At 67.9% G+C, this 23,478-nt stretch carries 19 protein-coding genes; 10 read left to right on the top strand and 9 right to left on the bottom strand.

Annotated features, from left to right (window positions below; translation table 11 throughout):
- Positions 1-4: 4 nt before the first annotated feature.
- The 4 genes from QE373_RS05295 to QE373_RS05310 form a co-directional block, all read right to left on the bottom strand.
- Entirely contained in the window at positions 5-301 is a 297-nt protein-coding gene (locus tag QE373_RS05295) for a DUF3325 domain-containing protein (RefSeq protein ID WP_309684299.1), read from the bottom strand.
- Positions 298-1,875 (bottom strand): PepSY-associated TM helix domain-containing protein, encoded by a 1,578-nt coding sequence (locus QE373_RS05300; protein ID WP_309684301.1) that lies wholly within the window; start codon positions 1,873-1,875, stop codon positions 298-300. Before QE373_RS05300 ends, QE373_RS05295 begins: the two co-directional genes overlap by 4 nt.
- Complete coding sequence (locus tag QE373_RS05305) at positions 1,872-2,207, bottom strand: hypothetical protein (protein WP_309684303.1); 336 nt, start codon at positions 2,205-2,207, stop codon at positions 1,872-1,874. Before QE373_RS05305 ends, QE373_RS05300 begins: the two co-directional genes overlap by 4 nt.
- Positions 2,208-2,296: 89 nt before the next feature.
- On the bottom strand, positions 2,297-2,734 hold the full coding sequence (locus QE373_RS05310; RefSeq protein WP_309684305.1) for a helix-turn-helix domain-containing protein: 438 nt from the start codon (positions 2,732-2,734) through the stop codon (positions 2,297-2,299).
- An 81-nt stretch (positions 2,735-2,815) separates the two neighbouring features.
- Here QE373_RS05310 and QE373_RS05315 point away from each other — a divergent pair, with 81 nt between their 5' ends.
- From QE373_RS05315 to gpmA, 3 genes are all read left to right on the top strand, one after another.
- The gene (locus QE373_RS05315; RefSeq protein WP_309684306.1) at positions 2,816-4,018 is read left to right on the top strand and encodes an MFS transporter; all 1,203 of its coding nucleotides are present in this window, start codon (positions 2,816-2,818) and stop codon (positions 4,016-4,018) included.
- Positions 4,019-4,103: 85 nt separating this feature from the next.
- Entirely contained in the window at positions 4,104-5,078 is a 975-nt protein-coding gene (locus QE373_RS05320; RefSeq protein WP_309684307.1) for a cation diffusion facilitator family transporter, read from the top strand.
- 66 nt (positions 5,079-5,144) lie between these two features.
- The gene (gene gpmA, locus QE373_RS05325) at positions 5,145-5,894 is read left to right on the top strand and encodes a 2,3-diphosphoglycerate-dependent phosphoglycerate mutase (protein WP_057507314.1); all 750 of its coding nucleotides are present in this window, start codon (positions 5,145-5,147) and stop codon (positions 5,892-5,894) included.
- 30 nt (positions 5,895-5,924) lie between these two features.
- Here gpmA and QE373_RS05330 read toward each other — a convergent pair whose 3' ends face one another.
- Positions 5,925-6,365: a DUF4262 domain-containing protein gene (locus tag QE373_RS05330; RefSeq protein WP_309684310.1), complete on the bottom strand. Its 441-nt coding sequence runs from the start codon at positions 6,363-6,365 to the stop codon at positions 5,925-5,927.
- Between the two features lie 171 nt (positions 6,366-6,536).
- Between QE373_RS05330 and QE373_RS05335 the strand changes: the two genes are divergently transcribed.
- The gene (locus QE373_RS05335; protein WP_309684311.1) at positions 6,537-8,633 is read left to right on the top strand and encodes a M13 family metallopeptidase; all 2,097 of its coding nucleotides are present in this window, start codon (positions 6,537-6,539) and stop codon (positions 8,631-8,633) included.
- 562 nt (positions 8,634-9,195) lie between these two features.
- Here the strand turns inward: QE373_RS05335 and mfd are convergent.
- From mfd to rlmJ, 3 genes are all read right to left on the bottom strand, one after another.
- Positions 9,196-12,660: a transcription-repair coupling factor gene (mfd, locus tag QE373_RS05340; RefSeq protein WP_309684313.1), complete on the bottom strand. Its 3,465-nt coding sequence runs from the start codon at positions 12,658-12,660 to the stop codon at positions 9,196-9,198.
- A gap of 151 nt (positions 12,661-12,811) precedes the next feature.
- Positions 12,812-13,357 (bottom strand): GNAT family N-acetyltransferase, encoded by a 546-nt coding sequence (locus QE373_RS05345; protein ID WP_057507310.1) that lies wholly within the window; start codon positions 13,355-13,357, stop codon positions 12,812-12,814.
- Positions 13,358-13,451: 94 nt separating this feature from the next.
- Positions 13,452-14,309 (bottom strand): 23S rRNA (adenine(2030)-N(6))-methyltransferase RlmJ, encoded by an 858-nt coding sequence (gene rlmJ / locus QE373_RS05350; RefSeq protein WP_309684316.1) that lies wholly within the window; start codon positions 14,307-14,309, stop codon positions 13,452-13,454.
- 47 nt (positions 14,310-14,356) lie between these two features.
- Between rlmJ and creB the strand changes: the two genes are divergently transcribed.
- The 6 genes from creB to QE373_RS05380 all read left to right on the top strand — a co-directional run bounded on the left by creB (position 14,357) and on the right by QE373_RS05380 (position 21,749).
- Positions 14,357-15,076: a two-component system response regulator CreB gene (gene creB, locus QE373_RS05355; protein ID WP_309684318.1), complete on the top strand. Its 720-nt coding sequence runs from the start codon at positions 14,357-14,359 to the stop codon at positions 15,074-15,076.
- A 2-nt stretch (positions 15,077-15,078) separates the two neighbouring features.
- Positions 15,079-16,512, top strand: a complete 1,434-nt coding sequence (gene creC, locus QE373_RS05360) for a two-component system sensor histidine kinase CreC (RefSeq protein WP_309684319.1) — start codon at positions 15,079-15,081, stop codon at positions 16,510-16,512.
- 87 nt (positions 16,513-16,599) lie between these two features.
- Positions 16,600-17,955 carry a cell envelope integrity protein CreD gene (gene creD, locus QE373_RS05365; RefSeq protein ID WP_309684321.1) on the top strand — a complete coding sequence of 452 codons (1,356 nt, stop codon included), beginning with the start codon at positions 16,600-16,602 and terminating at the stop codon, positions 17,953-17,955.
- Between the two features lie 156 nt (positions 17,956-18,111).
- The gene (locus QE373_RS05370) at positions 18,112-19,728 is read left to right on the top strand and encodes a M20/M25/M40 family metallo-hydrolase (protein WP_309684323.1); all 1,617 of its coding nucleotides are present in this window, start codon (positions 18,112-18,114) and stop codon (positions 19,726-19,728) included.
- Between the two features lie 103 nt (positions 19,729-19,831).
- Positions 19,832-21,238, top strand: a complete 1,407-nt coding sequence (gltX, locus tag QE373_RS05375; RefSeq protein ID WP_309684325.1) for a glutamate--tRNA ligase — start codon at positions 19,832-19,834, stop codon at positions 21,236-21,238.
- 25 nt (positions 21,239-21,263) lie between these two features.
- Entirely contained in the window at positions 21,264-21,749 is a 486-nt protein-coding gene (locus tag QE373_RS05380; protein WP_042612667.1) for a Fur family transcriptional regulator, read from the top strand.
- A 535-nt stretch (positions 21,750-22,284) separates the two neighbouring features.
- Here QE373_RS05380 and QE373_RS05385 read toward each other — a convergent pair.
- Positions 22,285-23,478 (bottom strand): HlyD family secretion protein, encoded by a 1,194-nt coding sequence (locus QE373_RS05385; protein WP_309684331.1) that lies wholly within the window; start codon positions 23,476-23,478, stop codon positions 22,285-22,287.

The following is a 23,478-nucleotide window of genomic DNA, read 5'->3' on the forward strand; positions in this document are numbered from 1 at the left end:
GGTATCAGGAACGGGAAGACGGGCGTGCCGGCAGGGCCGGGCTGCGGAAACTGAGCCAGAGCACCACCGCCCCGGCGGCGGCGGCGAGCACGCCGCACCAGCCGACCACGCCCCACGCCACGCCCCAGGCGCCGATGCTGGCCGTCAGGCTGGCGACGAGGCCAGCACAGCCCAGCAGGCGTAGAGGGCGCCGACGCGCTACGGCAGGCGCATGCCCGGTGACATCGCGGTGGTGGCGTTCCATCGCCAGCGCCAGGCAGGCGAAGGCAGCAATGGCCAGCAGCAGGGCGAGCACGATCACGGGTTGGCTCCGGCGGTCGATGGAGTGCGCTGCGTGCGCGGCCTGCGCGCGACGGGGACGAAGCGATGGACCTTGCGTGCGCTCCACAGCAGGCCGCCGCCGATCAGCAGCAGACCGATGTCGATGCCCACCTTGGCGCCGTCACCGTCGGCCGCTGCGCTGAACATGCCGCCGTTCCAGGCAATGAGGTTGTAGAGCGGAAGCCCCAGCGCGAGCACGCCGGCAAGCGCCAGCTGTTCCACCCAGCCGCGGCGTGGCAGGCGCAGCATCGCGTGCAGCAGGCAGGCCGCCCAGGCACAGAAGAACACCCGGACTTCGGCATCGCTGCGGTTGCCGATGTCCGGTGGCAGCAACCGGTTGCCCCACAGGAAGGAAAGCATCGCCACCGGCAGGCCGGCCACGAAGCCGATGTTGAGGCGTTCGACGATACGGAAACCGAGGTGCGGACGTGCCGGATCGGGCAGTTGCGCGCGCCGCTTGACCGTCCACAGCACCAGGCCGGTGGCGACCATCAGCGTGCCGGCGATGCCGGACAGGAAGAACAGCCAGCGCATCGCCACCGGCGCGAACCGCCCCGCATGCAGGCCGATCATGCCGTCGCGGGTGACAACCGCGGCCGAGCGCGCCCCGGCCTGGTCGACCAGGCGGCCACTCGCGTCGAAGGTGAGCGGCTGGTCGGCATCGGCGATGCGATCACCCGATTGGCGGCGCACCGTGATGCGCATCGCCGCATCCGCAGGGTTGTCCACCTGTACCGCACCGGCGCGGCCATCGCGCCACTGCAGTTCCGCGCGGCGCAGCACCTGCTTCAGCTCCGGCGGGGCGGCAATGACGTGGCTGGGCTGCACCTTCTGCGCACGCGGGAACAACTCGGCGAAGAAGGCATCGCGACCGCCGCTGAAATTGGCGTCCACCGCCCACGGCATGTACAGCGTCATCAAGGTGATCAGGCCGGTATAGGTGATCATGAGGTGGAAGGGCAGGGACAGCACGGCCAACGCATTGTGGCCGTCCAGCCAGCTGCGTTGGCCTTTGCCGCGGCGCAGGCTGAAGAAGTCGGTGAAGATCTTCTTGTGGGTGATCACGCCGCTGACGATCGCCACCAGCATGAACATCGTGCAGAAGCAGACGAACCAGCGTGCCCACAGCACGGGGACGTAATGCAGGTCGAAATGCAGCCGATAGAAGAAATCGCCACCACGGGTTTCGCGGACCTGGACCGGATTGCCGTCGGCATCCAGCGTGGCCTGGTAAGGGGTGCGCTGGCCACGCCGGCGCTCGGGCGTGTCCTGCGGCTGCCAGCTGACGGTGGTGGCGCTGCTGCGGTGGCCGGGTAGTTCGATGGACCAGCGCTGGGCATCCGGCGCGGTGCGCGCCAGGAAGCGCTGCGCCTGCTCCAGCGCAACCGGCGCGGTGGCGGGCAGCCCGGCTTCGGGTTGCATCCAGCGCGTCAGTTCAACGCGCCAATAGGCGGCGGTGCCGGCGATGAAGATCAGGAACAGCACCCAGCCGACCAGCAGGCCGGACCAGGTGTGCAGCACCGATTGCGATTGGCGGAGTCCGCCCAGGCTCATGCCGCGCCTCCGCGCATCAGCCAGGCGATGGTCAGCCCGAGCGCTCCGGCGATCAGCAGCCCGAATGCGGCGCGTGCGCTGCTGCGCGCGGCGAACGACCAGATCGCCGCCACGCTGTAGACCCCGAAGGAGAGCATCGTGGCGACCAGCGCGGTGTCAGCGGCCGCGCCGGGCAGCAAGCGTGCCAGCGCCGCCGCCCATGCCGCAGCGACCGCATAGCCGGCGAGCAGGGCCAGCCCGCCACGCAGCCACAGCACGCCGTGGCCGCCGCCCCGCGCTGCACGCTTGGCCGCCACCGTGACCGGCGGAGAGGAAGAAGAAGGCGTCGGCATCCGAAAGATGAATGAGAACCGTATGCAATTGCGATCAAATGCTATTTGACCGCACCGACGCTGTCGACCCCTCGATCGGGGGATGCGGATCAGCCCGGATCGAGCTTGACCACCCTGCTGTCGGCGGCCTGCACGACGCGACCGCGCTGCGTACGTGGCTGCATGTACGCCAGTTCGCGTCCGTTGCCGCGTTCCACCAGGCGTGAGTGCGCCTCGCCGGGTGCGAAGCGCTGTGCTTCGCCCCATTGCCGCAGCGCAACCACGACCGGGAACAGCGCTGTGCCCGCCTCGGTAAGCACGTAGTGCTGATAGGCGGTCCCATCGGTGGCCGGCTGCAGTGCCAGCACGCCGCCATCGACCAGGCGGCGCAGACGGTCGCTGAGGATATTGCGGGCGACGCCCAGGCTGCGCTGGAAATCGCTGAAGCGATGCACGCCATCGAAGGCGTCGCGGACGATCAGCAGGACCCAGCGGTCGCCCAGCAGCTCGGTGGCGCGGGCCACGGGGCACGGGGAAGAGAAGGGCATGGTCGGCTCCGCGATGGATTCTGGTTGCATTTTAAAACCAAAGTCCCTAGGGTGCGAGCGGTTGCAATTTGAAACTGATCCATGAAGAAGCTGGCATCCTCCCCTGTCGTCGAGCCCCCGCTGTTCCTGCTTGCCACCGCGGCCGGCGCCAGCGTTGCGAATGTCTACTACGCACAGCCGCTGCTGGAGCGCCTGGCCGATGCCTTCCAGATGGATGCCGCGATGGCCGGGCTGGTGGTGGCGGCCACCCAGGTGGGCAGCGTCCTTGCGCTGTTGATTCTGCTGCCGCTTGCCGACCGGCATGAACGCCGGAGCCTGCTGCTGCTGCAGTTCGGCCTGCTGGCGCTGTCGCTGGCCTGGCTGGCTGCCGCGCCCGGCAGCGTCTCCCTGCTGCTTGGCATGCTGCTGGTGGGACTGTTCGGGACGGCCTGCACCCAGGCGTTGGTCACCTGCACGGCGACGCTGGCTGCGCCGGCAGTACGCGGTCGCCATGTCGGCACCGTGCAGGGCGGCGTATTCGTCGGCCTGCTACTGGCCCGCGTGGTGTCCGGGACGGTCGCTGCCGGGCTGGGGTGGCGCGCGGTCTACGCCGGTTCGGCGGTGCTGGTTGCCGCGCTGGGGTTGCTGCTGTGGCGACGCTTGCCGACGATGCCCGTGGCGCAGGCGCGGACCCATCAGCGCGGCATCATGGGGTCGATGTGGCGGTTGCTGTGCACGGACCCGACGCTGCGCGAACGCGGGGTGCTGGCGCTGCTGCTGTTCGCTGGCCTCAACCTGTTCTGGAGTGCGGCGTCGCTTGCGCTGTCGGCCCCGCCGCTGTCGTGGTCCACCACGGGTATCGGGGCGCTGGGCCTGGCCGGGCTGGCGGGCGCGGTGCTGGCGGGACGGGTGGGCCGCTGGATGGACCACGGTCATGGGCGCGCGGTAAGCGCCGCGGCCCTGTTGCTGATGCTGGTGGCATGGCTGCCGCTGCTGCAGTTGCCCGTTTCCCTGGGCTGGTTGCTGCTGGGTATCGTGCTGCTGGACCTCGGCGGACAGGCCTTGCATGTGAGCAACCAGGCCCTGGTGCTGCGCGCAGCGGAGCCCGTGCACGGACAACTGATCGCGCTGTACATGCTGTTCTACGCCGTGGGCAGTGGCATGGGCGCGGCGGCTGGCCCCGCGTTGCAGGTCCGCGCGGGGTGGACAGTTGTCTGCATCGCAGGCGCGGGCGTTGCGCTGCTGGCCTGCCTCTGGTGGGGTGCGGCGCGCCGGCGCAGGGCCGTGGCGCTTCGCTGCAGCTGAGCGCGGCGAAGGCGATGTTATAACCGGTGTGATGGTATCCCCCGCACGCGCGGCGTAGCCTGCGGGCACCGCACAGGAGACCCCGATGGGCCACGACCACAACCATCTTCCCGCTGAAATCCGCCACGAAAAGCCGCTGTGGTGGGCGCTGGGGCTGACCGCCGCGTTCCTGCTGGTGGAAATCGTCGGCGCCTTCGTCACCAACAGCCTGGCGCTGCTGTCCGATGCCGCGCACATGGCCACCGACACCCTGGCGCTGATGATCGCGCTGGTCGCGGTGCGGCTGAGCCGGCGTCCGCCGGATGCGCGCCGCACCTACGGCTACGCACGGCTGGAAGCACTCGGCGCGATGTTCAACGGCGGCATGCTGTTCGTGGTGGCTGGCTACATCCTGTGGGAGGCCGTCGCCCGGTTCCGCCAGCCGCAGGAGATCGCGTCCACCGGCATGCTGGTGATCGCCGCGGTGGGCCTGGCGGTGAACCTGGTATCGATGCGCCTGCTGAAGGCCGGCAGCGGCGAAAGCCTGAACGTGAAAGGTGCCTACCTGGAGGTCTGGGCGGACATGCTGGGGTCGGTGGCGGTGATCATCGGTGCGCTGCTGATCCGCTGGACCGGCTGGAAGGTGATCGATCCGATCCTGGCCGTGCTGATCGGCCTGTGGGTGCTGCCGCGCACCTGGCTGCTGATGCGCGAGGCGATCAACGTGCTGCTGGAGGGCGTGCCGAAAGGCATCGTGCTGGCCGACGTGCGCAGCAGCCTGTGCAGCCACGCGGCGGTGGTGGACGTGCATGACCTGCACGTGTGGGCGCTGGCCTCCAGTACGCCGGCGCTGAGCGCCCACGTGGTGCTGCGCGACGGGGCCGACGCGGACCAGGTGCGGCGTGCGCTGGCCGATGCCCTGCATGAGCGCCACGACATCGACCATGTGACCCTGCAACTGGAGGCAGAGCATTGTGGCGATGCCTGTGCGCTGGGGCCGGCGCCGGCGGCACATGACCACGGGCCCGCGCACGACCACGAACGGGACCGGCACGGCCACCACGGCCACGTCCACCACTGAGCCGGCATCCGGCGTTCCTTCGCCGCTACAATGACCGCCTGCCTTCCCGACGTTGGAGACCCTGCAGTGACTCGTAAACTCGTACTGTTGCGCCACGGCCAGAGCCAGTGGAACCTGGATAACCGCTTCACCGGTTGGGTCGACGTGGAGCTCACCGACAAGGGGCGCCAGGAAGCGGCTGCCGCCGGTCGCCTGATGCGCGAAGAAGGCCTGCAGTTCGATGTGGCGCACACCTCGGTGCTCAAGCGCGCCATCCACACCCTGCAGGGTGCGCTGGCCGAAATGGACCAGGACTGGCTGCCGGTCAGCAAGAGCTGGCGCTTGAACGAACGCCATTACGGCGGCCTGCAGGGCCTGGACAAGGCGGAAACCGCGGCCAAGCACGGCGAGGACCAAGTCAAGATCTGGCGCCGTTCCTACGACATCCCGCCGCCGGCGATGGACATCGAGGATCCGGGCCACCCGATCCACGACCGTCGCTATGCCACGCTGGACCGCAACGCGCTGCCGGGTACCGAATCACTGGCTACCACGCTGGACCGCGTGCTTCCGTACTGGTTCGATTCGATCGCCCCGCAGTTGAAGGATGGCAAGACCGTGCTGGTCACCGCGCATGGCAATTCGCTGCGCGCGCTGTACAAGTACCTCAACAACGTCTCGCGCGAGCAGATTCTCGAACTGAACATCCCGACCGGCATCCCGTTGCTGTTCGAGCTCAACGATGACCTGACCGTGCAGTCGTTCCGCTACCTGGGCGACCCGGAAGCGGCGCGCAAGGCCGCTGAAGCGGTGGCCAACCAGGGCAAGGCGAAGTAACGCCGAAGCGGCTGCCGACCCAGGTCGGTACTACGGGGCGCTGGTCACCACGATGGCCAGCGCTTCATCGGACGGCGCATCGTCGTAACCGGGGTGCCAGGCGAAGCGGTGTGCTTTGTCCGGCAGGAACATCACCACGGCATGCAGGGGCTGTTCGCCGTAATGACGCACCGCCGTGCCCAAGTAATCGTCATGGCAGTCCGCACGCACCGGTCGGAAGATCACCTTGTAGCCGCCATCGAGCACATCGGCATCCTCCACGCCGGTATGGATCTGGTGGCCGCCGGCCAGCAGCTGCGCGCATTCGCTGAGCAGCGCTTGGGCCTTGGACCGCTGCAGGCCGAACACCATCACTTCCGGCGCGTTGTAGGTCGCCTGGAAGCCGATCGAGTAGGAGAAGCCAGCCTCGCCATCCGGTCCGGGCAGCACGTGCAGGCAATGCCAGCCGTGGTCGCGGATATCGTCGATCACGCGGCGGTCCTGGGGTCTATCCGCTGTTGTCATATGAACACGCTGGCCAGTTGATCGGGAGGGACACCCGCAGTGTCACACGTGTGGGGATCGCGCGCGCGGCGTGACCTTTGGCGGTCCCCTGCGCCCTGCGTCCGGGCTACCCTCGGGGATTACCTGTCGGAGAGTCCCATGAAGTTGCGCACCCTGGCCCCGTTGGGCCTGACCGTTGCCATCGCCGCCTCGCTGGCGGCCTGCGGCAAGACTGAAACCGCGCCGGCGGCCAGCGCCGATGCCGCCAAGCCGGCCTTCGACCAGTCGCTGATCAAGACGCCGCTGATTTCGCTCAACAGCGCCGACCTGGATACCGCCATCTCGGCCTGTACCGACCTCAATGCGTTCGTCAACCAGAAGTGGCTGAGCGCCAACCCGGTGCCGGGCGACCAGACCACCTGGGGCAGCTTCGAGATCCTGCGCGAGCGTTCGCTGGAAGTGCAGCACGCACTGGTCCAGCAGGCCGCTGCCAGCGAGGCCAAGGCCGGCAGCGTGGAAGCCAAGATCGGTGACATCTGGAAGACCGGCAGCGACGAAGCGAAGATCGATGCCGCCGGGCTGGCCCCGCTGCAGCCGCAGCTGGACAAGATCGCCGCGCTGGCCGACACCGCCGCCATCACCCAGTACCTGCGCGACAGCCAGGCGCAGGGCCAGGGCGTGCTGTTCTCGCTGTTCGCCAACGCCGACTACAAGGACTCGGCCAACGTCATCGCCTACGTCGGCCAGGGTGGCCTGGGCCTGCCGGAAAAGGGCTACTATTTCGATGCATCGCAGGCCAAGATCCGCGATGCCTACGTCGCTTACATTGCCCAGGTGCTGACCCTGTCCGGCGTCGACGCTGCGCAGGCGGCCGACCAGGCCAAGGCCGTGCTGGCCTTCGAAACCCGCCTGGCCAACGCCTCGCTTTCGCGGATTGAAATGCGTGATCCATCCAAGCGCTACAACCCGGTCAGCGCGGCAGATGCGGACAAGCTGACGCCGAACTTCAGCTGGACCGCGCTGTTCGACACGCTGAAGGTGCCGGCCGCGCAGAAGTTCTCGCTGGCCCAGCCGCAGTTCTTCACCGAAGTGGACAAGATGCTGGCCGATGTCCCGGCCGCCACCTGGCAGGCCTACCTGCGCTTCCACACCATCGACGATGCCGCGCCGTACCTGAGCAGCAACGTGGAAAAGGCCAACTTCGATTTCTATGGCAAGACCCTGCGCGGCCAGCAGGAGATGCAGCCGCGCTGGAAGCGTGTGCTGGATTCGGTCAACAACGGCATGGGTGAAGCGCTCGGCCAGCTGTACGTGGACGCGGTGTTCCCGGCTGAAAGCAAGGAGCAGATGCAGCACCTGGTGGAGAACCTGTCCGAAGCGCTCAAGGCCCGCCTGGAGAAGCTGGAGTGGATGGGCGAAGACACCCGCAAGAAGGCGCTGGAGAAGTGGGCCAGCTTCACCCCGAAGATCGGCTACCCGGACAAGTGGCGTGACTGGTCGGGCCTGCAGACCAATGGCGACAGCTTCCTGGGCAACATGCAGGCCGCGCGCGCGTACAACTACCGCTACATGCTGGACAAGATCGGCAAGCCGGTGGACAAGACCGAGTGGGGCATGACCCCGCAGACCGTCAATGCGTACTACAACGCGACCAAGAACGAGATCGTGTTCCCGGCGGCGATCCTGCAGGCGCCGTTCTTCGACGCCAAGGCCGATCCGGCGCTGAACTACGGCGGCATCGGTGCGGTGATCGGCCACGAGATGATGCACGGCTACGACGACTCGGGCAGCCAGTTCGCCGCCAACGGCAACTTCGACAACTGGTGGACCGACGCGGACCGCAGTGCCTTCACCCAGCGCACCGACCAGCTGGTGGCGCAGTTCGATGGCTACGAGGCAGTGCCGGGCGTCAACGTGAAGGGCAAGCTGACCCTGGGCGAGAACATCGGCGACCTGGGTGGGCTGACCGTGGCCTACGACGCGCTGCAGATGGCGCTGAAGGAAGACCCGTCAAAGAACGTGCCGGTGGATGGCTACACGCAGGACCAGCGCTTCTTCATGAACTGGGCCACCGTGTGGCGTCGCAACTTCACCGATGGTGAGCTGCGCGTGCGCCTGAACACCGACCCGCATGCCCCGGCGAACTTCCGTGCCAACGGTGCGCCGTCGAACATGCCGTCCTTCGCGGCCGCGTTCGAGTGCAAGGCCGGCCAGCCGATGGTGCGTGCCGACGACAAGCGCGTCGTGATCTGGTAATCGCCTGCGGCTGGTGAGTACTGAAAAACCCGGCGCCAGCCGGGTTTTTTTTTGCCCCGGTAGCGCCGACCCATGGTCGGCGAGCGCAGCGGTGCATGCGGCCAGGGAGCCCGCCGAGCATGGCTCGGCGCTACCGAGAGCGGGAGGCCTGTGGTAGCGCCGACCCATGGTCGGCGAGGGCAGCGGTGCATGCGGCCAGGGAGCCCGCCGAGCATGGCTCGGCGCTACCGAGAGCGGGATGCCCGTGGTAGCGCCGACCCATGGTCGGCGAGCGCAGCGGTGCGTGCGGCCAGGGAGCCCGCCGAGCATGGCTCGGCGCTACCGAGAGCGGGATGCCCGTGGTAGCGCCGACCCATGGTCGGCGAGCGCAGCGGTGCGTGCGGCCAGGGAGTCCGCCGAGCATGGCTCGGCGCTACCGAGAGCGGGATGCCCGTGGTAGCGCCGACCCATGGTCGGCGAGCGCAGCCGTGCGTGCGGCCAGGGAGCCCGCCGAGCATGGCTCGGCGCTACCGAGAGCAGGAGGCCCGTGGTAGCGCCGACCCAGGGTCGGCGAGCGCAGCGGTCAGCCCGGCGCCAGCGTCGTCAGCAACGCACGCGCCGCATTGAAACGGTCCTCAGGCAGCGGCAGCGGGTGCTTGATGCGCAGCTTGTCCGGGCCGTCCATGCTGTACAGGTTCGACTGCTTCTGGATCAGCTGGATCACCGACATCGGATCGATGTTCGGCTTGGCCTCGAACACGATGCGGCCACCGGCCTCGCCGAGGTCGACCTTGCGGATGCCCAGCTCGTTGGCCTGCAGCTTCAGTTCGGCGATCGCGAACAGATGCTTGGCCGCGTCCGGCAGCAGGCCGAAGCGGTCGATCATCTCCACCTGCAGCTCGCGCAGGGACGCACTGTCGCGCGCGCTGGAAATGCGCTTGTACAGCGTCAGGCGGGTGTGCACGTCGGGCAGGTAGTCGTCGGGGATCAGCGAGGGCACGTGCAGTTCCACTTCGGCCCCGCGGGCTTCCTCGCCGGCATCCAGGTCGGGCAGCTTGCCCAGCCGGATGCTGCGCACGGCACGCTCCAGCAGTTCGGTGTACAGGCTGAAGCCCACTTCGGCCATCTGCCCGCTCTGGTCTTCGCCCAGCAGTTCGCCGGCGCCGCGGATTTCCAGGTCGTGGGTGGCCAGGGTGAAGCCCGCGCCCAGTTCATCCATCGAGGCGATGGCTTCCAGGCGCTTCTCCGCATCCGGGGTGATCGAGCGGCGGTCCGGTACCACCAGATAGGCGTAGGCACGATGGTGCGAACGTCCCACGCGTCCACGCAGCTGGTGCAGCTGGGCCAGGCCGAAACGGTCGGCGCGGTTGATGATGATGGTGTTGGCGTTGGGGATGTCGATGCCCGATTCGATGATCGTGGTCGACAGCAGCACGTTGAAGCGCTGCTTCTGGAACTCCAGCATCACCCGTTCCAGCTCGCGCTCGGGCATCTGTCCGTGGGCGATGCCGATGCGGGCTTCGGGGACCAGCTCGGACAGCTCGCGCTGCATGCGGCCGATGCTTTCCACGTCGTTGTGCAGGAAGTAGAGCTGGCCGCCGCGCGCCAGTTCGCGCTGGAAGGCTTCGCGCAGCAGCGCATCGTCCCACTGGCTGATGAAGGTCTGCACCGCCAGCCGGTTCGGCGGCGGGGTGGCGATGATCGACAGGTCGCGCAGCCCGGCCATGGCCATGTTGAGCGTGCGCGGAATCGGCGTTGCGGTCAGGGTCAGCAGGTGCACGTTGGCACGCATCGCCTTCAGCGCTTCCTTCTGGCGCACGCCGAAACGCTGTTCCTCATCGACCACGACCAGGCCGAGGTCCTTGAACTTCACGTCCGGCTGCAGCAGCCGGTGGGTGCCGATGATGACGTCGATGGTGCCATCGGCGACCTTCTCCAGCTCGGCCTTGATCTCCTTGGTGGACTTGAAGCGCGAGAGCACTTCCACCTTCATCGGGTAATCGGCGAAGCGGTCGCGGAAGTTGCGGTAATGCTGTTCGGCCAGCAGCGTGGTCGGCACCAGCACGGCGACCTGCTTGCCGGCACTGGCCGCGGCGAACGCGGCGCGGACGGCCACTTCGGTCTTGCCGAAGCCGACGTCACCACAGACCACGCGGTCCATCGGCTGGCTGCTGGCAAGGTCGCGCAGGGTCGCATCGATCGCCGCCAACTGGTCCTGGGTTTCCTCGAACGGGAAACCGGCGGCGAACGGTTCGTACATCGCCCGGTCCACGTCCAGCGCCAGCCCGGCGCGGGCGCGACGGCGCGCCTGGATTTCCAGCAGTTCGGCGGCCACGTCGCGGACTTTCTCGGCGGCCTTGCGCTTGGCCTTGGTCCACTGCTCGCCACCCAGCGAATGCAGCGGAGCGGTTTCCGCCGATGCGCCGGAGTAGCGGCTGATCAGGTGCAACTGGGCCACCGGCACGTACAGCCGGTCACCCTTGGCGTATTCGATTTCAAGGAACTCGCCGGGCATGCCGCCGACATCCATTGCGATCAGGCCGCGGTAACGGCCTACGCCATGGTCTTCATGGACGATCGGCGCGCCTTCGGTCAGTTCGCCGAGGTCGCGGATGATCGCCTCGGGCTCGCGACCGGCACGGCGCGAGCGCCGCTGGTGCGCTGCGCGTTCGGGGAACAACTGGCGTTCGGTCAGCACCGCGATGCGCGGATCATCCAGCGCGAAGCCGTCTTCCAGCGGCGCCACGGTGATCGCGAAGCGCTCGCTGCCGGCCAGGAACGTCGGCAGGTCGGCCACCACCGGCGGGCGCAGTGAGGCGGCCTGCAGGACTTCCAGCAGCGCCTCACGGCGACCGGCGGTATCGGCGGCGATCAGCACGCGGCCGGGATACTGCTCGATGAACGTGGCCAGCGCCTGGCCTGCGGCGGCATCGCGCGCAGCGACCGGCAGCGGCGGCAACGCGGTGTCTCCCAGCGCGTGGGCCTGTTCGATGCGCGCATGCCCGGGCGGCCAGACTTCCACGCGGGGCAGGTCGTTGAGGCGCTCGCGCAGCAGTTCCGGCGACAGGTACAGCTGGCCCGGCGGCAGCAGCGGCCGTTCGACGTCGTGTCGGCGCTGTTCGTAGCGCTGGCCGGTCTGCGCCCAGAACGCCGCAGCGGCTTCGCCGACGCCGGCGGCGATCACCGGCAGCACGTCGGCGGAAAAGTAATCGAACAGCGTGGCGGTGTGGTCGAAGAACAAGGGCAGGTAGTACTCGATGCCCGCCGGTGCCAGCCGCGATTTCAGGTCCTGGTACAGCGAACTGCGGCGCGTGTCGACATCGAAGCGTTCGCGCAGCGCGTCCATCACCCGCGAGATGCTGGCATCGTCCATCGGGACTTCGCGACCGGGCAGCATGTGCACGGCCTGTACCTTCTCCAGTGAACGCTGGGTTTCCGGATCGAAGGCGCGGATGGTATCGATGTCCTGGTCCAGCAGTTCCACGCGCAGTGGTTCGCTGGCACCCATCGGGTACACATCCAGTAGGCCGCCGCGCACGGCGAAATCACCCGGGTCCATCACCTGTGGCACGTTGCGGTAGCCGGCGCTTTCCAGTCGCCGCTTTTCCGCATCCAGGTCCAGGCGCTGGCCGACTTCCAGATCGAAACTGCCACCGATCACATACTGTTTCGGCGCCAGTTGCTGCATCAGCGTCTGCACCGGCACCACCACCAGCCCACGCTTCAGGCCGGGCAGGTGATGCAGGGCGGAAAGGCGTTGGGAAATGATGTCCGGGTGCGGACTGAAGCGATCGTAGGGCAGGGTTTCCCAGTCCGGGAACGCCACCACCGGCAGCGATGGATCATCGCCTAGCAGGGTGCGCAGATCGGATTCGATCTGGTTGGCACCGTGGTTGTCCGGCGCGACGACCAGCACCGGGCCGTCGTGTGCCTGCGCCGCACGGGCGAGGTACCAGGCCAGCGCGGTGGGCGAGCTGGGAGCGCGCCACCAGGCGCGGAGCTGGCCGGGACGGGGCAGCGGCGGAAGGGGATAAGGAGAGCGCGACATTGGCCGACGATTCTACCAGAGCCGCCTGTGCAGGCCCGGACAACAATCCGTCAAGCGAGGCGGGCGCGGCACCACGCCGGGTAGCGCCGAGCCATGCTCGGTGAGCGCAGCGGCCAGGCAAGCATCGCCGGGCAGCGCCCGGCCCATCCGCTCAGTTATCCAGTTCCAGCACCATGCGCACCAGCCCGGGCGTACCCTGCGGATGCGGCACCGGCTTGAAGCCCAGCGAGTCTGCCAGCTGCTTCATCGGTTCGTTTTCTTCGGCAATGTCGCCGTACAGGCGATCCAGGTACTTGCCGCGTGCCCACTTCACCAGCTTGCGCATCAGCTGCCGGCCAAGGCCCTGGCCGATCAGGAAGCGGCTGATCAGGATCGCGTACTCCGCTTCGCGGGTGCCCTGGATGATCGAGGCACGCGCGACGGCACCGACCACCGCTTCGCCGGCCGGCAGCGACTCGGCGGCGACCAGGGTGATCTCGGTCTTGGGATTGGGATGGGTCAGCCGCTGGGTTGTTTCCGGAGACAGTTCAGTCACCGCCTGCAGGAAGCGGTCGCGGATCTCTTCCGGGCCGAACAGGCTGAAGGCCGCCTGCAACGGCGGGCCGTCTTCGGGCCGGATGGGACGGATCAGCAGTTCATGGCCACTGGGGGCCTTGAAGATCTCGTGCCAGGGCGGCATGCGGTTGCGAGTGGCCATACCGGGTAGTTCCTTGGTGGTCCAGCGATTGTGGCATCCCCATGGGTGCATTCCGTGAACGGAAGGTTCACGGGACGCAGCGGCCACGGGGGCCTTATTCGGCGGTCTTCAACCAGTCCAGGCGAGTGCTGGCGCCGGGCTCGCCCAGGTGCTGCTTGAGCGCGGGCAGGGCCGGGCCGATCACCCGGTCGAACTGGAACGGGGCGTTGAGGATCAGCATCCCGCTGCCATTGAGGCGCAGGGGCGACTCATCCGGACGCACCAGCAGCTCGATGGTCATCGCCGACTTGTAGGGCAGGGCGGTGGCCTTGCGCAGGAAATGCAGGATGGTGCGGCGCTGCTTGACCGGGAACCAGACCGCGCAGGTGGCCTGCGGCCAGCGCTCGAAGGTTTCCTTCAGGGCAGCAAGGATGCGGATGTACTCGGCGTCCTGGCCCTCGTAAGGCGGATCGATCAACACCAGGCCGCGGCCGATCTTGGCACCGTTTGCCTTCGGTGGGACCAGCGCCCGTATTTTTTCGTAGCCGTCGCCTTCATACACGCCGACCCGGGCATCACCGGCGAACAGCTTCTTCAGCGCGGCGGCTTCTTCGGGCTGCAGCTCACAGGCGGCCAGGCGGTCCTGCGGGCGCATCGCCTGGGCGGTCAGCAGCGGCGAGCCGGGGTAGGTGATCATCGCCCCGACCGGGTTGTCGGCCTGCACGGCCTTGAGGTAGCGCTCCACTACTTCGGGCAGCTTGGGCTGGGACATCAGCTTCATGACCCCGTCCTCGGCTTCCAGGGTCTTGCGGCTCTCTTCGCTGGCCAGCAGGTAGCGGCCGCGGCCGGCATGGGTGTCCAGCACGAAGAACGGGCTGTCCTTGCGCTTGAAGCTGTCGATCAGGGCCAGCTGCACGATGTGCTTGAGGACATCGGCATGGTTGCCGGCATGGAAGGCGTGGCGGTAGTTCATGGGGCGCAGTGTACGGGTCGGCAGGCGCAGCGGCTATCGCAGCGGCTATGCTGCCGCCCATGACAGAACCCGTTGCCCGCGTGCTGGTGGTCGAAGACGAGGCCGCCATCGCTGAAACCGTGCTGTATGCGCTGCGCAGCGAAGGCTTCGCGGCCACCCATTGCCTGCTCGGCGGGCAGGCCCTGCAGCAGCTGCAGGACGGCGCGTTCGATCTGGTGATGCTCGATGTGGGCCTGCCCGACCTGGGCGGCTTCGAGGTCTGCCGTCGCCTGCGCGCGCTGCCGGGCGCCGTGGGGCAGCTGCCGGTGATCTTCCTGACCGCGCGCAACGACGAGGTCGACCGGGTGATGGGGCTGGAACTGGGCGCCGATGATTACGTCACCAAGCCGTTCTCGCCGCGCGAACTGGTGGCACGCGTGCGGGCCCGGCTGCGCCGCAGCGGCGTGGCCGGGGCCACGTCCGATGGCCGCTGGCAGCAGCAGGGTAGATTCCATATCGATCGGCAGGGCCACCGCATCCGCTATGGCGAACAGCTGCTCGACCTGACGCGCTACGAATATGCGCTGCTGGCTGCCCTGCTGCAGCGCCCCGGCGCCATCCTCAGCCGTGCCCAGTTGATGGATCGCGGCTGGGACGCCAGCGCCGACAGCGCCGACCGCACCGTGGACACCCATATCAAGACGCTGCGCGCCAAGCTGCGCGGTGCCGGTGCCACCGATGACCCGATCCGCACCCATCGCGGTGTCGGCTATGCGCTGGAGGCCTGAGCATGCGGCTGGGGCTGAAACTGTTCCTGGGCTTCTTCCTGATCGTCGGGCTGGCCGCCTTCTTCGTGATGCGTGTGTTCGTGGAGGAAGTGAAGCCGGGGGTACGCCAGGCGATGGAATCCACCTTGGTGGATGCAGCGAACGTGCTGGCCGAACTGGCCGCGCCGGAGCTCAAGGCCGGCACGCTGGCCCGCGGTGGCTTCACCGCCAGCCTGGCCCGTGCGCAACGCCGCGACCCGAAGGCGATGGTCTGGCGCTTCCCCAAGCGCGCGCTGGACTACCGGGTGACCATCACCGATGCCAAGGGCATCGTGCTGTACGACTCGCTGGGCCGTGACGTCGGCCGCGACAACTCGCGCTGGAACGATGTCCATCGCACCCTGCGCGGCGAGTACGGCGCGCGCTCCAGCCCGGAAGTGCCCGGCGATGCCACCCACACGGTGATGCACGTGGCGGCGCCGGTGTACGACCCGGCCGATGGCCGCACCCTGATCGGCGTGCTGTCGCTGTCCCAGCCCAACCGCAGCATCGATCCTTTCATCACTGCCAGCCAGCGCCAGATCATGCTGCGCGGTGCGTGGCTGATCGGCCTGTCGGCGCTGATCGGCATCCTGATGACGGCGTGGCTGATGACCGGTGTGCGGCGGCTCAACCGCTATGCGCAGGCGGTCAGTGCCGGTGAGCCGGTGGCCCCGCCGAAGCCGCGGCGCGATGAGATCGGCGACCTTGGCCGCGCGCTGGAAACCATGCGCCGCAAGCTGGAAGGCAAGGCCTACGTGGAGCAGTACGTGCAGTCGCTGACCCATGAAATGAAGAGCCCGCTGGCGGCGATCCGCGGCGCGGCCGAGCTGTTGCAGGAGCCGATGCCGGCCGAAGACCGCGAGCGCTTCGCGCGCAGCATCGTCGACCAGCAGCAGCGGCTGACCCAGACCATCGACAAGCTGCTGGCGCTGGCCGAAGTGGAGCAGCACGGCTGGCTGCAGTCGCGTGACACGTTGTCGGTGGCCACATTGTTCGCCGCGGTGGAGCAGGACGTCCAGCTGCGCGCGCAGGCCGCAGGCGTACAGCTGCAGGTGCAGCCCGCCGGCACGATGACGCTGCAGGGCGATGGCTACCTGCTGCGCCAGGCGCTGGGCAACCTGCTGGACAACGCAATCGATTTTTCGCCGGCCGGCAGCCGCATCCAGCTGGTCGCCAGCGCGGAGGGCGCCGGCATCGCGCTGCAGGTGATCGACCAGGGCACCGGCATTCCGGAGTTCGCGCGCGGGCGCGTGTTCGAACGCTTCTATTCGCTGGCACGCCCGGCCACCGGCGCACGAAGCTCCGGCCTGGGCCTGCCGTTCGTTGGTGAGGTGGCACGCCTGCATGGTGGGCACGCCCGCGTGGAAGCGGGTGCGTCCGGCGGTACCCGCGCGGTGCTGTGGCTGCCGCGCTAGCGGCCACTTCACATTCGCTTCAAACTCGCCTCAAACCCCGCACATCCGGGGTGTCCATCCTGCAGGCCTCTCCAACGAGGATGGACCATGAAATCCCTGCACCTGTTCCTGCGCTTCGCCATTGTCGGCGGGCTGATCCTGCTGTTGCTGGTTCCGCTGATGCTGATCCGCGGCGTCATCACCGACCGCAGCGAGTACCGCGAAGAAGCATTCCGTCGGGTGGCCGAAAGCCGTGCCGGCACCCAGCAGCTGGTCGGCCCGGTGCGGGTGGTGCCGTGGATCGAGCGCACCACCGTGGCGGTTGTCGACAAAGCCGGCAAGACCAGCACCGAAGTGCAGACCACGCAGGGCCACTGGCTGCAGATGCCGCAGCAGCTGAGCGTGGACGGACGGCTGCTGCCGGACCAGCGCTCGGTCGGCCTGTTCAAGGTGCCGGTCTACAGCTGGCAGGGCAACATCACCGCGGCGTTCGCCGCCGATGACTATCCGGTAAAGGAAGGGCGCAGCTACGGCACGCCGTACCTGGCGATCGGCCTGAGTGATGTACGCGGGCTGGTGGGGACGCCGGACCTGCGCGTCAATGGGGCACCGTTGCGGCTGCAGCCGGGCGTCGGCGTGGCCGATGAACTGGGCCGCGGACTGCATGCCGACCTCGGCGGATTCGCCGATGCCCGTGGCGGCGTGCTGGCCGCCAGCCGGATCCAGCTGGACCTGCAGGTGGATGGCAGCCGCTCGCTGGCGGTGGTGCCGGTCGGTGATGACAACCAGATCGCCCTGCGGTCGCGCTGGCCGCATCCTTCCTTCGCCGGCGCCTTCCTGCCCAACGAGCGCCGGGTGGATGCGCAGGGCTTCGAGGCACGCTGGGCGGTGTCCTCGCTGGCCTCCGATGCCCAGCGCCAGCTGCGCGCCGGGGATCCGTCCACGCAGGCGGTGCAGGTCTCGCTGGTGGATCCGGTGGACGTGTATACCCAGGCCGATCGTGCGTCCAAGTACGGCGTGCTGTTCGTGCTGCTCACCTTCGTCGGCTTCCTGTTGTTCGAACTGATCCGCCAGCTGCGCATCCATCCGCTGCAGTACCTGATGGTCGGCCTGGCGCTGGCGATCTTCTTCCTGCTGCTGATCAGCCTGTCCGAGCACATCGCCTTCTGGCAGGCCTACCTGGTATCGGCGCTGGCCTGCATCGGCCTGCAGGCGGTGTACCTGGCCAATGTGCTGGGCCACTGGAAGCGCGGCGCGGGCTTCGCGCTGATGCTGACGGTGCTGTACGGGGCGCTGTACGGCCTGCTGGTGTCGGAGAACAACGCACTGCTGATGGGCTCGCTGCTGCTGTTCGGGATCCTCGCGCTGGTGATGTGGGTGACCCGCCGGGTGGACTGGTACGCGCTGGGCATGGGTACGCCGCCCGCGCTGCCCACCGACGGCCAGCCGCGCACCCTGGGCTGACCTGCTCCGGCATGCTCCGGCATACGTTCCAAGGCGCCACATTCCCGATCGGAATGTGGCGCCGTTGCGTTGTGTGACCTTAGGCATCTGTCGTGCGCGGCCCTTCGCCCTACACTCGGGGATTGATCTGTGACGGCGCGAGCCGGAGGCTGGACGATGGGGAAGTGGGGTGTGCTGGCAATCGCGCTGGCGTTGAGCAATCCGGTATGGGCGCAGCGCGCCGAGCCGGTCGACCTGGACATGGTCAGCAAGATCCGCCAGGAAGCGTTCCATCGCTCGCAGGTGATGGATACCTTCAGCCATCTCACCGAAAGCATCGGCCCCCGGCTGACCAATTCGCCGGCGATGGCCCAGGCCAACGCGTGGACGCGCGGCAAGTTCAACGAATGGGGCCTGGTCAACGTGCACGATGAAGCGTTCGAGGACTTCGGGCGCGGCTGGGAGTTCACTTCGGCATCGGTGCTGATGCTGGGCAGCGGTACCCAGGGCGATCGCATGCAGCCGCTGCACGCGCTGCCCAAGGCCTGGACCCCCGGCACCAATGGCCCGGTGGAGGGCGAGCTGGTGCAGGTGGACATCAAGAAGCTGGCCGACCTGGAAAAGTACAAGGGCAAGCTGCGTGGCAAGATCCTGTTGCTGGGCGAAGCGCGGGAGTACAAGCGTGGCACCGAGCCGGATTCGCATCGCCACGATGCCACCTCGCTGGAGGGCCTGCAGGCGTTCACGGTGCCGAAGAACGCGGCGGCCGACAAGGAAAAGCGGGTCAAGGAGTACACCGAGCGGCAGGAGCTGGCCAAGGCGGTCAATGCCTTCTTCGTGGAAGAGGGCGCATTGGCGGCGATCAGCATCAGCGGCTGGGACAACGGAATCATCCGGGTGGCCGGCGGCGGTTCGCGAAGGGCCGGCGAATCAGCCGGCATCCCGGAGCTGGCGATGATCTCCGAACACTTCAATCCGCTGGTTCGCGCACTGGCGGCCAAGCAGCCGGTGAAGCTGCGCGTGGACGTGGCCGCGCGCTTCACCGATGTCGGCAACCAGCCCGGCTACAACACGCTGGCCGAGATCCGCGGCAGCGGCAAGGCCGATGAAGTGGTGATGCTCGGCGCGCACATGGATTCCTGGCATACCGGCACCGGCGCAGCCGACAATGCCGCCGGCGTGGCGGTGATGATGGAAGCCATGCGCATCCTCAAGGCGGTGGGTGCCAAGCCCAAGCGCACCATCCGGGTCGCGCTGTGGAGCGGTGAGGAACAGGGGCTGATCGGCTCGCAGGCCTACGTGGCCAAGCACTTCGCACAGTTCCCCGAACCCACCGATGCGGCGCAGAAGGCGCTGCCGGCGTCGCTGCGCGAGCCCACCGGCGCCCCGGTCAAGCGCCGCGATTACGAAAAGTTCTCGGTGTACTTCAACATGGACAACGGCTCGGGTCGTTTCCGCGGCATCTATGCCCAGGAGAACCTGGCGGCAATGCCGGTGTTCGAGGCCTGGCTGAAGCCGTTCAACGACGTCGGCGCGACCACCGTGGCCACCCGCAACACCGGCTCCACCGACCACATCAGCTTCGACCGCGTTGGCCTGCCGGGCTTCCAGTTCATCCAGGACAAGCTGGACTACTTCAGCAACGTCCACCACAGCCACCTGGACACTTGGGACCACGCCGAACCGGAGGACCTGAAGCAGGCCGCCGCGATCGTGGCCTCGTTCGTCTACAACGCCGCCACCCGCGACGCCCTGTTCCCGCGCAAGGCGCTGGACGGCGACGGCGGGAAGTAAGCCGTAGACGGCGCCGCACGGGCGTGAAGGGGCGGGGGGCGCGACGTCATCTCCTCCGCCCCCTTTTGCTAAAATCGGCGGATATTCGTTCCCCGAGCGTCCCATGACCTGCCGCACCCGCTTTGCCCCCAGTCCTACCGGCTACCTGCACATCGGCGGCGCCCGCACGGCGCTGTACTGCTGGCTGGAGGCCCGTCACCGTGGCGGCGAGTTCGTGCTGCGCATCGAAGACACCGACCGCGAGCGCAGCACGCAGGGCGCCATCGACGCGATCCTGGAGGCGATGGAGTGGTTGGGACTGGACTACGACGAAGGTCCGATCTACCAGACCCAGCGCGTGGCCCGCTACCTGGAAGTGGCCGAACAGCTGGTCGCCGACGGCAAGGCCTACTACGCCTACGAGACCCGCGAAGAGCTGGACGCGATGCGCGAGGCGGCCATGGCAAAGCAGGAAAAGCCGCGTTACAACGGTGCCGCGCGCGAGCAGAACCTGCCTTACCGCGATGACCCGAACCGGGTGATCCGCTTCAAGAACCCGCTGGACGGTACGGTGGTGTTCGATGACCTGATCAAGGGTCCCATCGAGATCGCCAACAGCGAGCTCGACGACATGGTGATCTTCCGCCCGGACGGCTACCCGACCTACAACTTCGCCGTGGTGGTGGACGACTGGGACATGGGCATCACCGAGGTGATCCGCGGCGATGACCACATCAACAACACCCCGCGCCAGATCAACCTGTACCTGGGCATCGGCGCACCGGTGCCGAAGTTCGGCCACATGCCGATGATCCTGGACGAGCAGGGCGCCAAGCTGTCCAAGCGCACCGGCGCGGCCGACGTGATGCAGTACAAGGACGCCGGCTACCTGCCGGAGGCGCTGCTGAGCTACCTGGCCCGGCTGGGCTGGTCGCACGGCGACCAGGAGATCTTCAGCCGCCAGGAACTGATCGACCTGTTCGACGTGACCAACTGCAATTCCAAGGCGGCGCGCCTGGACATGGCCAAGCTGGGCTGGGTCAACCAGCATTTCCTGAAGACCGAAGCCGCTGCGTCCATCGCGCCGGCGCTGGTGTACCAGCTGGAGAAGCTGGGCCTGGACCTGAACGCTGGCCCGTCGGCGGAAGATGTCGTGGTCGCCCTGCGCGAGCGCGTGCAGACGCTGAAGGAAATGGCCGAGAAGGCGGTGGTCTGGTACCAGCCGCTGGAAACCTACGACGACGCGGCCGTGGCCAAGCACCTGAAGGCCGGCGCCGAACTGCCGCTGGGCAAGGCGCGCGAGCTGCTGGCGGCATTGCCGGCGTGGACCGCTGAAAGCGTGGGGGTGGCGCTGCATGATGCCGCCGCGGCGCTGGAGATCGGCATGGGCAAGGTCGCCCAGCCGCTGCGCGTGGCCATCACCGGTACCCAGGTGAGCCCGGACATTTCGCAGACGGTGTACCTTGCCGGTCGCGATGAGGCCTTGAAACGCATCGATGTTGCCATTACCAAGGTAGTGGCAGCGGCCTGAAATCCGCCCGAACTGGAGAACCCGCATGTCCGCCAAGCACGCCTGCACGGCCCCGCACCACCACGTCCACGACGCGTCGGACTTCGTGGGGGTGGTCGAGCGCGTGTGCCGCGAGCGCGGACTGCGGCTCACGCCCATCCGCGCCAACGTGCTGCGGCTGATCGCCGAGGCCGGCAAGCCGGTCAAGGCGTATGAGCTGCTGGAATGGGTGCGCAGCGGCAAGGGCGTGGGCGCCGACGCCCCGCCGACGGTGTACCGCGCGCTGGACTTCCTGATGGCCAACGGGTTCGTGCACAAACTGGAATCGGTGAATGCCTTCGTGGCCTGCCACCATCCCAGCAGCGCGGCGCATTCGGTGCCGTTCCTGATCTGCAACAGCTGCCACAGCGCGGTGGAGCTGGAAGACCGCGAGATCGTCAGCCAGCTGGAAAAGCGCGCCAAGGAACTGGGGTTCCAGCCGCAGGCGCAGACGCTGGAAGTACACGGACTCTGCGCCCGCTGCGCGGGCTGAGTGGTTTGGTGTTGCCGGGTCTGCGGCCCGGCGGCCTGCTTTTTTTGAGTCAACGGCAACGGCAACAGCTGCGGGGCTGCGTGTTGGCGGGGCGGGGTGGCTGTGCAGGACACGCCGTGAATCCGTCCATGGAGGCTCGCTTTTCGCATCCCTGCGAAAAGACGGTCCTGCACAGCCACCCCGCCCCCCCTTCGACAGGTCCGTGGCGGCCCGGGTGCCTTGGTAGCGCCGACCCATGGTCGGCGGATGCGGGGTGGGAAGGGTGGAAGAAAAACGGGGTCAGGGTCCTTTCGCTGCGCGAAAGGACCCTGACCCCTGCCCTTAATTTTTATTTTCATCACGCGGGCGGCGGCCACCGTAACCTGTCAGGGGGCCGGGCGGTGGGGCTGGGCGGGGGCGTTGAGCGCCATGGATGGCGCGAAACGAGGCCCGCAGGAGCAGCTTCTGCCGTCCCCCGCACAGCCCCACCGCCCGGCCCCAAGCACGTAGCCAGCAACAAAGCCACCCGTGAGGGGGTCTCACCCGTTCGACCCACTCACCGCTCGCGCGGCGCGGAGGCAGGCTCAACCGACGTATCCACTTTGGCTACCACCGACATCCCCGGCCGCAGCCGCGCCGCCAGCGGTTGATCGGCATCGATCGCAATCCGTACCGGCAACCGCTGCACCACCTTGGTGAAGTTGCCGCTGGCATTGTCCGGCCGCAGCACGCTGAACTCCGAACCGGTGGCCGGGGCGATCTCCTCTACGTGGCCGCGCAGTACCTCGCCTTGGAATGCATCCACCGCGAAAGTGGCCGGCTGGCCGATGCGCATCTGCCAGGTCTGGCCTTCCTTGAAGTTGGCCACCACCCAGAGCGCATCGGGCACCAGGAACAGCAGCTGCGAACCGGCCGTCACATACTGGCCGACGCGCGCGCTGGCTTCGCTGACCTGGCCGTCGCGCGGGGCGTGCACCACCGTGTTGGCCAGGTCGATGCGCGCCAGTTCCAGCGCCGCCTGCGCACTTTCCACCTGGGCTTCGAGCCCTTTGCGCGCCACCCGGGTGGAGACCAGGGTTTCCTCGGCAATCTGGATCTGCGCCTGCGACTGCTGCACGCCGGCCTGCGCGGAGGCCTGGCTGGTGCGGAATTTGTCGCGGTCGTTCAACGCCACCAGCCGCTGTTCGGCCAGCTGTTCGTAGCGCGCCAGCTCGGCACGCGAACGCTGCAGTTCGGACTGCCCGGCCGACAGCGTGGCCCTGGCCGAGGCGATCTGCGCGCGGTTCTGCGCCTGCGACTGGTCCGAATTGGCGAGCGCGGCCTTCGCGCTGTCCAGCGCGGCCTCGGCCTGCGCCACGCGCTGGTGGTAGATGCGATCGTCGATGCGCAGCAGCACATCGCCCTGTTTGACGTGCTGGAAATCCTTGACCCGCACGTCGGTGACATAGCCATTGACCTGCGGCGCCAGCACGGTGATCTGCCCACGCACATAGGCGTTGTCGGTGCTGGCGATGGCGCTGGTGAACGGCCACAGCTGCCAGCCGCGCAGGATCAGCGCGATGCCCACCAGGGCCACCACCACCATGATCACCACCGCCCGGTTGCTGGGCTTGAGGTACTTCGGCGCGCTCGTGGGCGTCACCGGGGCGGCCGCCGGCGGAGGCGGCGCAGGAGCGGGTGCGGCATCGGTGGGAGGCGCCGGATTGACGTTGTCGGGGGCGTCGTCATCACGGGGAGGTTGCTGGGACAT

It is taken from the genome of Stenotrophomonas sp. SORGH_AS_0321 (assembly GCF_031453215.1).
Taxonomy (GTDB): Bacteria; Pseudomonadota; Gammaproteobacteria; order Xanthomonadales; family Xanthomonadaceae; genus Stenotrophomonas; species Stenotrophomonas chelatiphaga.

What these genes read in the sequence shown, in the direction of transcription:
- creD (WP_309684321.1), top strand. Translation starts at nt 16,600, where the DNA reads ATGAAATCCCTGCACCTGTTCCTGCGCTTCGCCATTGTCGGCGGGCTG.
- mfd (WP_309684313.1), bottom strand. Translation starts at nt 12,660, where the DNA reads ATGTCGCGCTCTCCTTATCCCCTTCCGCCGCTGCCCCGTCCCGGCCAG.
- QE373_RS05380 (WP_042612667.1), top strand. Translation starts at nt 21,264, where the DNA reads ATGTCCGCCAAGCACGCCTGCACGGCCCCGCACCACCACGTCCACGAC.
- QE373_RS05385 (WP_309684331.1), bottom strand. Translation starts at nt 23,478, where the DNA reads ATGTCCCAGCAACCTCCCCGTGATGACGACGCCCCCGACAACGTCAAT.
- gltX (WP_309684325.1), top strand. Translation starts at nt 19,832, where the DNA reads ATGACCTGCCGCACCCGCTTTGCCCCCAGTCCTACCGGCTACCTGCAC.
- creC (WP_309684319.1), top strand. Translation starts at nt 15,079, where the DNA reads ATGCGGCTGGGGCTGAAACTGTTCCTGGGCTTCTTCCTGATCGTCGGG.
- QE373_RS05305 (WP_309684303.1), bottom strand. Translation starts at nt 2,207, where the DNA reads ATGCCGACGCCTTCTTCTTCCTCTCCGCCGGTCACGGTGGCGGCCAAG.
- QE373_RS05300 (WP_309684301.1), bottom strand. Translation starts at nt 1,875, where the DNA reads ATGAGCCTGGGCGGACTCCGCCAATCGCAATCGGTGCTGCACACCTGG.
- creB (WP_309684318.1), top strand. Translation starts at nt 14,357, where the DNA reads ATGCTGCCGCCCATGACAGAACCCGTTGCCCGCGTGCTGGTGGTCGAA.
- QE373_RS05345 (WP_057507310.1), bottom strand. Translation starts at nt 13,357, where the DNA reads ATGGCCACTCGCAACCGCATGCCGCCCTGGCACGAGATCTTCAAGGCC.
- QE373_RS05335 (WP_309684311.1), top strand. Translation starts at nt 6,537, where the DNA reads ATGAAGTTGCGCACCCTGGCCCCGTTGGGCCTGACCGTTGCCATCGCC.
- QE373_RS05315 (WP_309684306.1), top strand. Translation starts at nt 2,816, where the DNA reads ATGAAGAAGCTGGCATCCTCCCCTGTCGTCGAGCCCCCGCTGTTCCTG.
- QE373_RS05370 (WP_309684323.1), top strand. Translation starts at nt 18,112, where the DNA reads ATGGGGAAGTGGGGTGTGCTGGCAATCGCGCTGGCGTTGAGCAATCCG.
- QE373_RS05310 (WP_309684305.1), bottom strand. Translation starts at nt 2,734, where the DNA reads ATGCCCTTCTCTTCCCCGTGCCCCGTGGCCCGCGCCACCGAGCTGCTG.
- rlmJ (WP_309684316.1), bottom strand. Translation starts at nt 14,309, where the DNA reads ATGAACTACCGCCACGCCTTCCATGCCGGCAACCATGCCGATGTCCTC.
- QE373_RS05320 (WP_309684307.1), top strand. Translation starts at nt 4,104, where the DNA reads ATGGGCCACGACCACAACCATCTTCCCGCTGAAATCCGCCACGAAAAG.